The sequence below is a fragment of the Symbiopectobacterium purcellii genome, assembly GCF_052050035.1.
Classification (GTDB): domain Bacteria; phylum Pseudomonadota; class Gammaproteobacteria; order Enterobacterales; family Enterobacteriaceae; genus Symbiopectobacterium; species Symbiopectobacterium purcellii_A.
Window position 1 is genome coordinate 3,901,518 of record NZ_CP189882.1, and the last position, 12,031, is coordinate 3,913,548.

14 protein-coding genes and 5 pseudogenes are annotated in these 12,031 nt (G+C 49.2%); 12 read left to right on the plus strand and 7 right to left on the minus strand.

The genetic code is table 11. The annotated features are described in order from the left end of the window. Window positions 1–16 precede the first annotated feature (16 nt). Window positions 17–1,228 (plus strand): annotated as a pseudogene (locus tag ACQGXV_RS26655) (IS256 family transposase). A gap of 122 nt (window positions 1,229–1,350) precedes the next feature. On the opposite strand, the gene rplY reads toward ACQGXV_RS26655, so the two are convergent. The 7 genes and pseudogenes from rplY to ACQGXV_RS26690 all read right to left on the minus strand — a co-directional run bounded on the left by rplY (window position 1,351) and on the right by ACQGXV_RS26690 (window position 5,001). Further along, window positions 1,351–1,635 (minus strand): 50S ribosomal protein L25, encoded by a 285-nt coding sequence (rplY, locus tag ACQGXV_RS26660; protein WP_222160321.1) that lies wholly within the window; start codon window positions 1,633–1,635, stop codon window positions 1,351–1,353. Between the two features lie 172 nt (window positions 1,636–1,807). Next, window positions 1,808–2,023, minus strand: a pseudogene (locus ACQGXV_RS26665) (ATP-dependent helicase); the annotation flags it as partial. Between the two features lie 100 nt (window positions 2,024–2,123). Next, window positions 2,124–3,668: pseudogene (locus ACQGXV_RS26670) on the minus strand (DEAD/DEAH box helicase); the annotation flags it as partial. A 3-nt stretch (window positions 3,669–3,671) separates the two neighbouring features. Next, a complete protein-coding gene (locus ACQGXV_RS26675; protein ID WP_440863711.1) occupies window positions 3,672–3,911 on the minus strand; it encodes a YecH family metal-binding protein in 240 nt (79 codons plus the stop codon). A gap of 164 nt (window positions 3,912–4,075) precedes the next feature. Then, window positions 4,076–4,168, minus strand: a pseudogene (locus ACQGXV_RS26680) (IS5 family transposase); the annotation flags it as partial. A 10-nt stretch (window positions 4,169–4,178) separates the two neighbouring features. Next, window positions 4,179–4,712: an IS630 family transposase gene (locus ACQGXV_RS26685; RefSeq protein ID WP_440862665.1), complete on the minus strand. Its 534-nt coding sequence runs from the start codon at window positions 4,710–4,712 to the stop codon at window positions 4,179–4,181. Further along, the gene (locus ACQGXV_RS26690; protein ID WP_440862584.1) at window positions 4,636–5,001 is read right to left on the minus strand and encodes an IS630 transposase-related protein; all 366 of its coding nucleotides are present in this window, start codon (window positions 4,999–5,001) and stop codon (window positions 4,636–4,638) included. The genes ACQGXV_RS26685 and ACQGXV_RS26690 overlap by 77 nt, the downstream gene beginning before the upstream one ends. Window positions 5,002–5,104: 103 nt before the next feature. Between ACQGXV_RS26690 and fliJ the strand changes: the two genes are divergently transcribed. The 11 genes and pseudogenes from fliJ (at window position 5,105) to fliR (ending at window position 11,972) form a co-directional block, all read left to right on the plus strand. Continuing rightward, window positions 5,105–5,503 carry a flagellar export protein FliJ gene (gene fliJ, locus ACQGXV_RS26695; RefSeq protein WP_440867628.1) on the plus strand — a complete coding sequence of 133 codons (399 nt, stop codon included), beginning with the start codon at window positions 5,105–5,107 and terminating at the stop codon, window positions 5,501–5,503. Beyond that, complete coding sequence (locus tag ACQGXV_RS26700; RefSeq protein ID WP_440863712.1) at window positions 5,500–6,840, plus strand: flagellar hook-length control protein FliK; 1,341 nt, start codon at window positions 5,500–5,502, stop codon at window positions 6,838–6,840. Before fliJ ends, ACQGXV_RS26700 begins: the two co-directional genes overlap by 4 nt. A gap of 155 nt (window positions 6,841–6,995) precedes the next feature. Beyond that, window positions 6,996–7,490, plus strand: coding sequence for a flagellar basal body-associated protein FliL (fliL, locus tag ACQGXV_RS26705; RefSeq protein ID WP_440863713.1), 495 nt, complete (start codon window positions 6,996–6,998; stop codon window positions 7,488–7,490). Window positions 7,491–7,495: 5 nt separating this feature from the next. Next, entirely contained in the window at window positions 7,496–8,458 is a 963-nt protein-coding gene (fliM, locus tag ACQGXV_RS26710) for a flagellar motor switch protein FliM (RefSeq protein WP_440863714.1), read from the plus strand. Between the two features lie 43 nt (window positions 8,459–8,501). Further along, a complete protein-coding gene (gene fliN, locus ACQGXV_RS26715; RefSeq protein WP_440863715.1) occupies window positions 8,502–8,912 on the plus strand; it encodes a flagellar motor switch protein FliN in 411 nt (136 codons plus the stop codon). Next, entirely contained in the window at window positions 8,912–9,340 is a 429-nt protein-coding gene (fliO, locus tag ACQGXV_RS26720) for a flagellar biosynthetic protein FliO (RefSeq protein ID WP_440863716.1), read from the plus strand. Before fliN ends, fliO begins: the two co-directional genes overlap by 1 nt. Further along, window positions 9,337–10,112: pseudogene (gene fliP / locus ACQGXV_RS26725) on the plus strand (flagellar type III secretion system pore protein FliP). The gene fliO and the pseudogene fliP overlap by 4 nt, the downstream one beginning before the upstream one ends. A gap of 19 nt (window positions 10,113–10,131) precedes the next feature. Beyond that, a complete protein-coding gene (fliQ, locus tag ACQGXV_RS26730) occupies window positions 10,132–10,401 on the plus strand; it encodes a flagellar biosynthesis protein FliQ (RefSeq protein WP_440863717.1) in 270 nt (89 codons plus the stop codon). A gap of 53 nt (window positions 10,402–10,454) precedes the next feature. Next, window positions 10,455–10,820 (plus strand): IS630 transposase-related protein, encoded by a 366-nt coding sequence (locus ACQGXV_RS26735; RefSeq protein ID WP_440862584.1) that lies wholly within the window; start codon window positions 10,455–10,457, stop codon window positions 10,818–10,820. Further along, window positions 10,744–11,277, plus strand: coding sequence for an IS630 family transposase (locus ACQGXV_RS26740; protein ID WP_440862665.1), 534 nt, complete (start codon window positions 10,744–10,746; stop codon window positions 11,275–11,277). Before ACQGXV_RS26735 ends, ACQGXV_RS26740 begins: the two co-directional genes overlap by 77 nt. Before the next feature lie 5 nt (window positions 11,278–11,282). After that, window positions 11,283–11,972 carry a flagellar biosynthetic protein FliR gene (fliR, locus tag ACQGXV_RS26745; protein ID WP_440867629.1) on the plus strand — a complete coding sequence of 230 codons (690 nt, stop codon included), beginning with the start codon at window positions 11,283–11,285 and terminating at the stop codon, window positions 11,970–11,972. Window positions 11,973–12,031: the final 59 nt, after the last annotated feature.

Sequence of the window (12,031 nt, forward strand, 5' to 3'; positions counted from 1 at the left end):
TTTAAAGGATAACAAAATGCCTATCAGCAACGAACTTATTGACCAACTGCTTCAAGATTGTCACTCCCCTCAGGATCTGCTGGGTGAATCAGGCCTACTCAAGGTGCTGACTAAAAGACTGGCGGAACGGGTTCTTGAAGCTGAGATGGAGATGCACCTTGGGTATGCTAAGCATGACCCGGCAGGTAATCATTCAGGCAACTCCCGCAATGGCAAGACATCCAAGAGCGTACGTAGCCAAAATGGGGAGATCGAGCTCGATATTCCGCGCGACCGCAACAGTACCTTCGAGCCGACACTGATCGGTAAGAACGAAAAACAGCTTAACGGCTTCGATGACCGCATTATTTCTCTCTATTCCAGAGGGTTATCAACCCGTGATATTCAGGCACACTTTAAAGAAGTCTACGGGGTCGATGTTTCCGCTGGCTTCATTTCTCAAGTGACCAATGCTGTGATGGATGAAGTTAAGCGCTGGCAGCAACGGCCGCTGGATGCGCTTTATCCCATTGTTTACCTTGACTGTATTGTTGTCAAAAGCCAGGACGGCGGAGCCGTGGCCAACAAGTCTGTTTATCTGGCCCTCGGCGTCAACGGCCAGGGCGAAAAAGAGCTGCTGGGGCTATGGATAGCCAAAACTGAGGGGGCCAAGTTCTGGTTATCTGTGATGACAGAACTGAAAAATCGTGGGCTAAAGGACATCTTCGTCGCCTGCTGCGATGGCCTGAAAGGCTTTCCTGATGCCATTGAAGCTGTTTACCCGCATACGCGGGTACAGCTCTGCATTGTGCATCAGGTGCGGAACTCGCTGCGCTACGTCGGCTGAAAAGAGCGTAAGGCCGTTGCTGCTGACCTGCGCACCATCTATAGTTCCGCAACGCTAGAGGGCGCTGAAGAGGCCCTGGATGCCTTCGCGGCCAAATGAGATGAGCAGTTCCCGACGATCAGCCCGTCGTGGAGAAATAATTGGGAACGTCTCATCGTCATTTTTGACTTTCCGCCGGAGATCCGCAAGGTTATCTACACCACCAACGCGATAGAGTCGTTAAATGCTTCATTGCGCAAGATAACGAAAACGCGACGAATATTTCCAACGGATGACTCGGTGATAAAATTACTCTATCTAGCCTTGCATAATATCTCTGCTAAATGGACCTTGCCAATCAGAGACTGGAAACCTGCTATGAGCCAATTCATGTTGATGTATGGAGAACGAATCTCCGGTTAAGCAATGGAGCCATTTACACAAAATTCTTTACAGACTCAAAACGCCGCATAAGCGGCGTTTTTCTTATCGACATTCTTGATTCCTAGGAAAACACGCGGCGTCCCACAGGGTTCCCCAAACGATTAAGCGCGAACGAAGTCGATGTGAGTCAGTTTCGGCTTGTAAGCGTGACGCTGAACAGCCTGAACTTTCACTTTTTCTTCTTTACCATCAACAACCAGGGTCAGAACTTCACCGTAAAAACCTTCTTTAGCTTCCAGGTTTTTAACGCTGTCGTGATCCAGGGCGATAGATACCGGCGCTTCCGCACCACCGTAGATGATGGCTGGGAATTTGCTGGCTGCGCGCAGGCGGCGGCTCGCACCCTTACCCTGCTCTTTACGTACTTCAACATTAATCGTGATCATGATTTTCTCTACTTTAGAAAATACACCTGCTACAGGCGACCCAGCAACAGGTTAGGTTATTCGCAATGGAATGTGTTATTCACAATGGAACAGAGTGGCTTTTGCATGACAAAAGCGGGCTGCATTCTAACGTAATATCCGCGTGGCGGCAAATGAAACTGTGTTGGGACCGCTAGCGCAATTCATTGGCCCGGCGAAAACGGCCTTCATAATCAAACAGTTTTTCCCTCACTTGCCAAAAGCCCTGCCGCTGTTTGCCTTGGCGTCGCGCTACGACAAAGTCTGGCGCACGCAGGGCGGTTTGTTGGCGCAAGATATCCTGTGCGGATTGCCATGTCAGCGTCAGTCCTGGCGCACGCTGGTGTACCCGTAAAAACTGTTGAGTAAATATAGCCAAGCGACATTATTTTGATAACAGCCAGCTATGCTTCTTTGCCGCATATCAGGGCATAGGATGTAATCATTTTTAAGTCGGTTGGCTATACGTGGCGCTGGGCAGGCGTATGCAGGCGAAAACGTTCGCTGACGTCCGCTCCTTCTTCATCAACATAAGTGATCTTTAGCCACTCGCCTTTCTCATCCTGTCCGGTCGTCATCTGCATGCCACTACAGCGTAACACCAGGGCATATTTCAACTTGAGTGCGGCTTTGAGCATGTCGTCAGGATCGACCATAATGTGATCGCATTGGTGGCAACGACGCGCGGCAATGTCGTTTTCGGCGCCACATTCGGGGCATACTTTAAAGCGAAACCGGTAGTCACACTGTACACGTACACCGCTTTCGTCTTCTTCATAGCCTTGGCAGCGGCGGCCATAGTGTTCGAGGATATCACCCTCCGCCGTGGTTTTTCCCCAAAACAGGTTGGCGAAACCGCACTGTGGGCAAAGCACCTGTACCGGCTGGCTACCGCTGTGTGGTTTATGGCTGCCGACTTCCGGCATATACAAATCGTGGGGATTCCCGGCATAATCCAAAATCAGGCAATCCGTTTTTCCCGGTGACAGGCGCAGGCCGCGTCCGACGATCTGCTGATACAGGCTGACGGATTCCGTTGGGCGCAGGATAGCAATGACGTCGACGTGCGGCGCATCAAAGCCCGTCGTCAACACCGCCACATTAACCAGATAGTGCAACTGTTGCTGCTTAAAGGCTGCTATCAACGCATCACGCTCTGCGGCAGGGGTTTCTCCGCTGACAAAAGCGGCTTTTCCCTGAGGTAACAGATCGTGAATTTCTCGGGCATGCTCCACGGTTGCCGCAAAGATCATCACACCTTTACGTTCGGTGCCGTTGCTGACTATCTGATTAACAATCTGGGGCGTGACGCGCTGCTGTCGTCGTAATTCGCGGTTGAGATCCGCTTCGCTGAATAGGCCGTGAGGGTGTATGTTCAGACGGCTGAAATCATACTGCACCACCGGCATATCCAGGCGCTGCGGCGGTACCAGAAAGCCGTGTTTGATCATGTAACGCAGCGGTAGTTCATAGATACAGTCATGAAACAGGCATTGATCATCACCGCGTATCATGCCGTGATAGTGATACTGATAAATCCAGCCTTTGCCCAGGCGATAGGGGGTTGCGGTAAGGCCGAGCAGGCGCAACGCAGGATTTTGCGCGCGCAGGTGCGTAATGATTTGCTGATATTGGCTGTCGTCGTCATCGCTGATGCGATGGCATTCATCGATAATCAGTAGCGAGAACTGGGTAAAGGCGGGCAGATTACGCGCCACGGATTGCACGCTGCCAAACACCACTTTGCTTTCGCTGCGGCGCTGGTTAAGCCCGGCAGCAAAAATGTCGGCATTCAATCCCCAGGCGCAATATTTGGCGTGATTCTGTTCAACCAACTCTTTGACATGCGCCAGCACCAACACTCGCCCTCGCGCTAACCGCGCCAGTTCGGCAATCACCAGACTTTTTCCTGCGCCAGTGGGCAGTACGATCAGCGCAGGGTGTTGATGTTGCCGAAAATAGGCCAGCGTGGCGGAAACGGCCTCCTGTTGATAGGGGCGTAGGGTGAACGCCATGGCTTAGTGTTGGCAGATCTTGCTGGCTGCTGTGTTAAACCCGGCATCCTGCGGGATAAACTTGCCTTTGTTTGCCAGAAAATCCACCAACATGGCCGCGCTCATGTCGGCAGCGGAGCAGGTGTGAAAGCGAGCATCGGTACCGAAACGCGCCTCAATGGCGGCAATCAGCCCTTCCGTGGTGTAGGATTCAGCAGAATCCAACATCATATGCAGTACTTCATAGCCGTGAATAGATGACATCGTGTGCTCCTGTAATAACCCTGAAAATAAAAGATGCATTTATTCTATATTTTTATGCGCCGAAGGCGAACCCTCGTCTATGGTTAATGAAACGCAATCGCACATTTTGTGCGTATCCATTACCGCCTCGGGGGGAAAACGTCGGACATTCTAGGCTGTGTCCCTTAATTACGTAACCGGGCGTAAAACAAGCGGATGCAGCCCAGTTTCACCATTGCTAGATAGTTTCTTGCCGTTTTTTCATATAGCCAAGCGACTTAATTTTGATTACACCATATGGACTGAGAACAAACTCTCTGTATCGCAACCCATCTCTCTTTTTTTGCTTTTTGCTTGTGCCCATTTATGCTCAATTGGGTTAAGATCTGGCGAATATGTAGGCAAATACTCCACCATATACCCTGCATCGATGATGACTTGTTGAATATTATGTTTTTTGTGAAAAGTGGCATTGTCCATCATGATTACACTGTTTTTAGGGAGTACTGGGATAAGGACTTGTGTGACCCAGGCATAGAAAACATCGCTGTTAATATTGATATCAAATAATCCGATAGCAAACAGCGTTGTGCCTAATAAAGCGCCGATAACATTTGTTCTTCCCCTAGCTCCCCAGTTCTTCAGGCCAAAACACCGTTGACCTTTTGGGGAATAGCCGTGAGTCCGTGGGGCATCGTGTGAAAAACCACTTTCATCAATAAAAACAATAGGTTTACCTTCTTTTTCATACTGTTGTTTTTTTTGTTGAAATCCCTGCCGGGCGTTTTCGTCGGCTTTCGGATGACGTAGAGTTTTTTTTATAGGTCAATCCCAGCTTTTTAAGCGCTTGCCAAATGGCCTTCTGACAAACGCCAAAACGCTCTGCACGTTCTTTTTGGTAAGCATCTGGATATTGTTCAACATCTTTTATCAACTCGGATTTATCGATCTTTCGCTGACGCGTGGTCGATGCTTTTGACTCTATTTGATTAATCCAACGCGATACAGAGGCAGGGCCAATCCGAAATTGCTTCGCTGTTTCTCGGATACTCAACCCTTCGTTTTTCCGTGTAGATATCACTTTACGTCTAAAATCAATTGAATAGCTCATTTAAATAATGTAATCAAAATTAAGTCGTTTAGCTATAGTTAGCACAATAAAAAGCATTCCGAGAGGAAAAATTAGTCGTTGAAATTTTATAATGCTTATATAAATCAGTATCTTAAATTATTCAACAAAGCCGAAAGTACGTAAAGCCTACCAACAAGCTGAACAACAACTGAATATGCTGTTAAACTATCAGGAAGATTATCGCGGAAGGTTACAAGTGACGATGTCTGAGGGCATGGCCAACACCAGTTGGCAGAATTTCCAGCAGTTTATTCAAACGCTGGACGTTGCTATTGATCAGCATCAGAAACAACTGCAACACTGGAATTCGCGCCTGGGTCTGGCGATGAAAGCCTGGCAGGAAAAGCAGAAGCGCCTCAATGCGTTTGAGACGCTACAAGAAAGAGAAGATATCAGGCAGCTCGCGCACGAGAACCGCCTCGATCAAAAACGGATGGATGAATTTGCCCAACGGGCCTCTCTTAGGAAAACAGATTTATGATGCTGCCAATCGTTACCACAACAGCAAGCACTGGCGCCAGTGACACCGCAGGATCGGCTTCGGGGTTACTTGCAACGGATCAGTTGCCTCAGGATTTCGTTCAACTGTTATCGCTACACCTGCCGAAAAAAGCAGCCACTACCGCAGTGCCGACTGACAACACTTCGGCGCTGAGCGGGAAAGACAGTAAGCAAAAGCTGTTGGATGCGTTGTCTGGACAAGATATTGATCTTAGCCAGCAGGATCTGAACACGCTGCTTAAAGCCGTTAATGGGCAAGACAATCTGGATGACAAAACGTTGTCAGAACTGGTGACGTCATTACGCAAGTCTTTTGCTAAAGGCAAAGACACTGCCCTGGAAAAGGGTAGCGACGACACGTCTTCAACCGATACTCAAGCGCTGCAAGCGCTGATGGCGATGCTATCGCCAGTGGTAACACCGGCTACGGCGCCATCAAGCAGTGAGATGTCGTCTTTGCTCCAGGCAGCACAGTCGCTGTCATTACCGGGCCTGAGTCAGGCTGCACAGCAGAACACATCTGAGGGTGCAACCGCGTCCACAGCCTTGTTCGGTACACTCGCCCCGCGCGATGCGTTAACCAGCGCAAATGATACGCTGGCAACGGCAATAACCAACGCCAAGAACAGCCGTACAGCATCAAACGATCAGTCTCGTGCTCAGGCGCAGTTGGATGACAGCAGTGCCGTTCAGGATAAATCGGCAGTTGTGAACCACTCCCTCGCCGATGTTGCCAAACAGGATAGCAATGGCAGCCCATTACCGTTGACTGCACACACGGCTCCGGTGAGTCTGGCACCTAATGCGCAGACGTCAATGGCGAACAACATTGCGCAACCCAGCGCCAGCGCGCAGTTAAATGCACAATTGGGCACAACGCAGTGGCAAGACTCCTTGGGTCAGCAAATTATCATGCTCAGCCGTAACGGACAGCAAAGCGTACAATTACGGTTGCACCCTGAAGAGTTGGGTACGTTGCATATTTCGCTGCGACTGGATGATAATCAGGCTCAAATCCATTTAGCATCGGCAAACAGCCAGGTGCGTAGTGCCCTTGAGGCGGCGTTGCCTCACCTGCGTTCAGCGATGGCAGAAAGCGGTATCAACCTCGGTCAAAGCAGCGTAGCGAGTGATAATAGCGGTTGGCAACAGGCCCAACAGCACATGGCGGGTAATAACAACTATACCGGTGATAACAACGCATCTTATCGGCAGCAATTTGCGTCCTCCGTGCCCTATGGCGACGAAGCAAACGAGATTGATATGTCAAGCGCAGTCCGCACAAGACCAGTGAGCGGCGTAGATATTTTTGCATAAACATTAGGTAAACGAACAAGTTAGCGCGATTTTTCTGGTTTGTTCCTTGTATTGAATAGACGAATAGACCGGATAATCATTAACATCATATATTCATTTAGTGCCGCACGATATTGGTATTAGATATTGATTAATAACAGGAATTCTCTTTGACCATGTCTGACATGCAAGCTGGTTCACGGCGTAAGCGATCTATCTGGGTGATACTGCTTATTATCATTGCGCTGGCGGCAACAGGAGCTGCGGGCGTAGCATGGTGGATCTTGTACCACAAGTCCTCTTCCGCTGAGCAGCAAGTGGCTCCACCGCCCCCAGCGCCAGTGTTTATGCCGTTGGACACGTTTACTGTCAATTTGGTCAATGCAGACAATAACCCGGACCGGGTACTTTATGTCGGTTTCACCTTGCGTCTGTCAGACGAAGAAACCAGAGCACGTTTGACGAATTACCTCCCTGAGGTGCATAGCCGCTTATTATTGCTGTTGTCGCGTCAGGATGCCATCTCCTTGGCAAATGAGCAGGGTAAGCAGAAGCTGATTGAACAAATAAAGCAGGTGCTAATAAAGCAGGTGCTAAGCCCCCCACTTGTCCCCGGACAGCCGAATCAGGTCGTTACTGACGTGTTATTCACTGCCTTTATTTTGCGGTAATCCTTATGTGCGATAGCATTCTCTCTCAAGCAGAAATTGACGCATTGCTCAATGGCGGAAGTAGTGATGACGCCAGCAGTGCCAACGCCTCCGCGAAATCGGACGGCGACGTCAAGCCTTATGATCCCAACACGCAACGACGTGTTGTCCGTGAACGTATGCAAGCGTTGGAGATCATCAATGAACGCTTTGCACGTCAATTCCGTATCGGGTTGTTCAACCTGCTACGACGTAGCCCGGACATCACCGTTGGTGCAATTAAAACACAGCCTTACCATGAATTTGCACGCAACTTGCCGGTGCCGTCGAACCTTAACCTGATCCACCTGAAACCCTTGCGTGGCACGGCTCTGTTCGTGTTTTCGCCAAGCATGGTATTCATTGCGGTAGACAACCTGTTCGGCGGGGATGGACGCTTTCCCACCAAAGTAGAAGGTCGTGAGTTCACCAATACCGAGCAGCGTATCGTAAAACGTATGTTGCGTTTGGCGCTTGATGCCTATGGCGAAGCCTGGAATGCAATCTACAAACTCGACATTGAGTATGTGTGTTCTGAGATGCAGGTAAAATTTACCAACATCACGACATCACCGAACGATATTGTGGTTACTACGCCTTTTCATGTCGAAATCGGTACCCTATTGGGTGAATTCAGCATCTGCATCCCCTTCTCGATGATTGAACCCTTGCGCGAAGTGCTGACCAATCCCCCCTTGGAAAACTCCCGCCAGGAAGATAAGAATTGGCGCGAAACGTTGGCCACGCAAGTGCAACATTCTGAGTTGGAGTTAGTGGCCAATTTTGTTGACATACCGCTGCGGCTTTCCAAAGTATTAAAACTTCAGCCGGGTGATGTCCTGCCTATTGATAAACCCGATCGCATCATTGCACACGTTGATGGCGTTCCGGTACTGACCATTCAATACGGTACGCTGAATGGGCAATATGCGTTACGCGTCGAACATTAGATTAACCCTATTTTGAATTCTCTAAATAATGAGGAACAGCCCAATGAGTGACACCAAGCAACCGTCCGACGACAAGGAATTCGTGGACGATCTGTGGGCTGATGCGTTTAACGAGCAACAAGCCGCAGAAAAACCAAGCGCAACGGACAATATCTTCAAGAGCCTGGACCCTACCGATGCACTCGGCAGCTTGCAGGATATTGACCTGATCCTCGATATCCCGGTAAAACTGACCGTTCAACTCGGCCGCACCAAAATGACGATCAAAGAACTGCTGCGTTTAACGCAAGGTTCCGTGGTGGCGTTAGATGGATTGGCGGGTGAGCTCTTGGATATTCTGATCAACGGTTATCTGATTGCTCAGGGTGAAGTGGTGGTGGTATCGGATAAATACGGGGTACGTATTACCGATATTATTACGCCTTCCGAGCGGATGCGTCGTTTGAGTCGCTAATGGCCGATACCCAACCTCTTACTCCTGCGCCGTCGGCACCTGCCTCTCATGCCACGACGCAGGTTGCCACCGCTCCCTTTCCCGCCAGTTCGTTGCTTACCCAGGTAGGCACCGTATTGGTGGGCGTTTTGGTGCTCATTCTGGCGATTGCCTGGGTGGTACGTAAGCTGGGGTTAACCCCCCCCGTCAGACAAAATAAGCTGGTCAAGGTGGTTTCAAGCTGCCAGGTCGGACAACGCGAACGCGTTGTGGTGGTCGAAATTGAGGATACCTGGCTGGTACTGGGTGTAACGGCACAGCAGATTACCCCGTTGCATTCCCTACCCGCTCAAGAAATGGACAACGCGCCTGCTGGCGAGATGACCATACCGGCCAATTTCCGGCAATTATTACATAAAGTCATCAAACGTCCGGAAAAATCGGAATGAAAGTGCGTCTTCATGTTCCACCATTATCAGCACTAAAGCGCGGATTGCCGGCACTCGCCGCCGTTCTGGTGCTCTTTACGCCCGCGGTCTGGGCACAGCTGCCGGTAATTATCAGCCAGCCGCTCGCCAACGGCGGCCAGAGTTGGACTTTACCGGTTCAAACGCTGGTTTTCCTGACGTCTTTGACGTTTATTCCAGCAACCATGCTGATGATGACCTGTTTTACACGCATCATCATTGTCCTGGGCTTATTACGTAACGCATTAGGCCCCCCTACCGCGCCCCCTAACCAGGTGCTGTTGGGTTTGACGCTGTTTCTGACTTTTTTCATCATGTCTCCGGTGCTAAACCGGGTTTACGATGAGGCCTATGATGTGCCATTCAGTCAGGATCAGATCAGCATGCAAACGGCCATTGAGCGCGGTGCTCAACCTTTACGCGAATTCATGCTACGCCAGACTCGGCAATCCGATTTGGCATTGTTTACACGTCTGCGCAGATGGGCGAAATTCAGGGGCCAGAAGCGGTTCCTATGCGTGTGTTGGTCCCTGCGTTTGTTACCAGTGAATTGAAAACCGCCTTCCAGATTGGCTTTACCATTTTTATCCCTTTTTTGATTATCGACCTGGTGGTTGCCAGTGTGCTGATGGCCCTCGGTATGATGATGGTGCCGCCGGCCACCATTTCGTTGCCGTTCAAGCTTATGCTATTTGTGCTGGTTGACGGATGGCAATTGTTGCTCGGTTCACTCGCACAAAGTTTTTACAGTTAATTCCTACTAAGGTCGCCCGATGACGCCAGAATCCGTAATGGCTTTAGTCTATGAAGCAATGAAGGTCGCACTGGCGCTCGCAGCCCCACCTCTCCTATCAGCGCTGTTCAGCGGCTTGATCATCAGCCTGTTGCAGGCTGCAACCCAGATCAACGAAATGACGCTCTCCTTCATCCCGAAAATTCTGACGGTGTTTTTCACGCTGGTAATTGCGGGACCCTGGATGCTGAGCTTGATGCTGGATTACATGTGCACGTTGTTCGGCCAACTGCCGACGATCATTGGCTAGTCATGCTAACGCTTGATATAGCTAAACGACTTAATTTTGATTACATTATTTAAATGAGCTATTCAATTGATTTTAGACGTAAAGTGATATCTACACGGAAAAACGAAGGGTTGAGTATCCGAGAAACAGCGAAGCAATTTCGGATTGGCCCTGCCTCTGTATCGCGTTGGATTAATCAAATAGAGTCAAAAGCATCGACCACGCGTCAGCGAAAGATCGATAAATCCGAGTTGATAAAAGATGTTGAACAATATCCAGATGCTTACCAAAAAGAACGTGCAGAGCGTTTTGGCGTTTGTCAGAAGGCCATTTGGCAAGCGCTTAAAAAGCTGGGATTGACCTATAAAAAAAACTCTACGTCATCCGAAAGCCGACGAAAACGCCCGGCAGGGATTTCAACAAAAAAAACAACAGTATGAAAAAGAAGGTAAACCTATTGTTTTTATTGATGAAAGTGGTTTTTCACACGATGCCCCACGGACTCACGGCTATTCCCCAAAAGGTCAACGGTGTTTTGGCCTGAAGAACTGGGGAGCTAGGGGAAGAACAAATGTTATCGGCGCTTTATTAGGCACAACGCTGTTTGCTATCGGATTATTTGATATCAATATTAACAGCGATGTTTTCTATGCCTGGGTCACACAAGTCCTTATCCCAGTACTCCCTAAAAACAGTGTAATCATGATGGACAATGCCACTTTTCACAAAAAACATAATATTCAACAAGTCATCATCGATGCAGGGTATATGGTGGAGTATTTGCCTACATATTCGCCAGATCTTAACCCAATTGAGCATAAATGGGCACAAGCAAAAAGCAAAAAAAGAGAGATGGGTTGCGATACAGAGAGTTTGTTCTCAGTCCATATGGTGTAATCAAAATTAAGTCGCTTGGCTATAGCATACAGTGGGAGATTTGGGTCAATCAGTTCCTGTTTCCCTTGATACGCATTCTGGCATTAATTACTGCGTGCCCGGAATTCAATGAGCGTGCAATCCCGGCCCGCGTGAAGATCTGCCTCGGCATTGTCATTACCCTCCTGGTCGCCCCCTATTTGCCGGTGAATACCACACCGATATTTTCCGCAGGTGGCGTCTGGATCATTCTGCAACAGTTACTTATCGGTGCTGCGCTTGGGTTCAACATGCAATTGGCTTTTGCTGCCGTGCGGTTATCGGGCGAGCTCATTGGTATGCAAATGGGGCTGGCATTTGCCACCTTTTTTGACCCCACCGGTGGGCCAAACATGCAGGTGCTTGCTCGTTTTCTCAATATCATGGCGATGTTGCTTTTTATGGCCTTCAACGGCCATTTATGGATGATATCGTTGATTGCCGACAGCTTTTATACATTGCCAATTGGCACCGCGCCGCTCAATGGTGATGGTTTTTTGGGGCTAGCTCGGGCAGGAAGCATGATATTTATCAACGGTATGATGCTGGCTCTGCCGTTGATTACCTTACTGCTGGCACTCAACATCTCGCTCGGTTTGTTAAACCGCGTTGCGCCTCATCTCACCGTGTTCGTGATTGGTTTTCCACTCGCTTTGTTGAATAATTTAACCGTTTGATTTACATCTTCTTTAGTTAGAATGCATTTACAGAGAATGTATTTTGTTAGAACGACAAA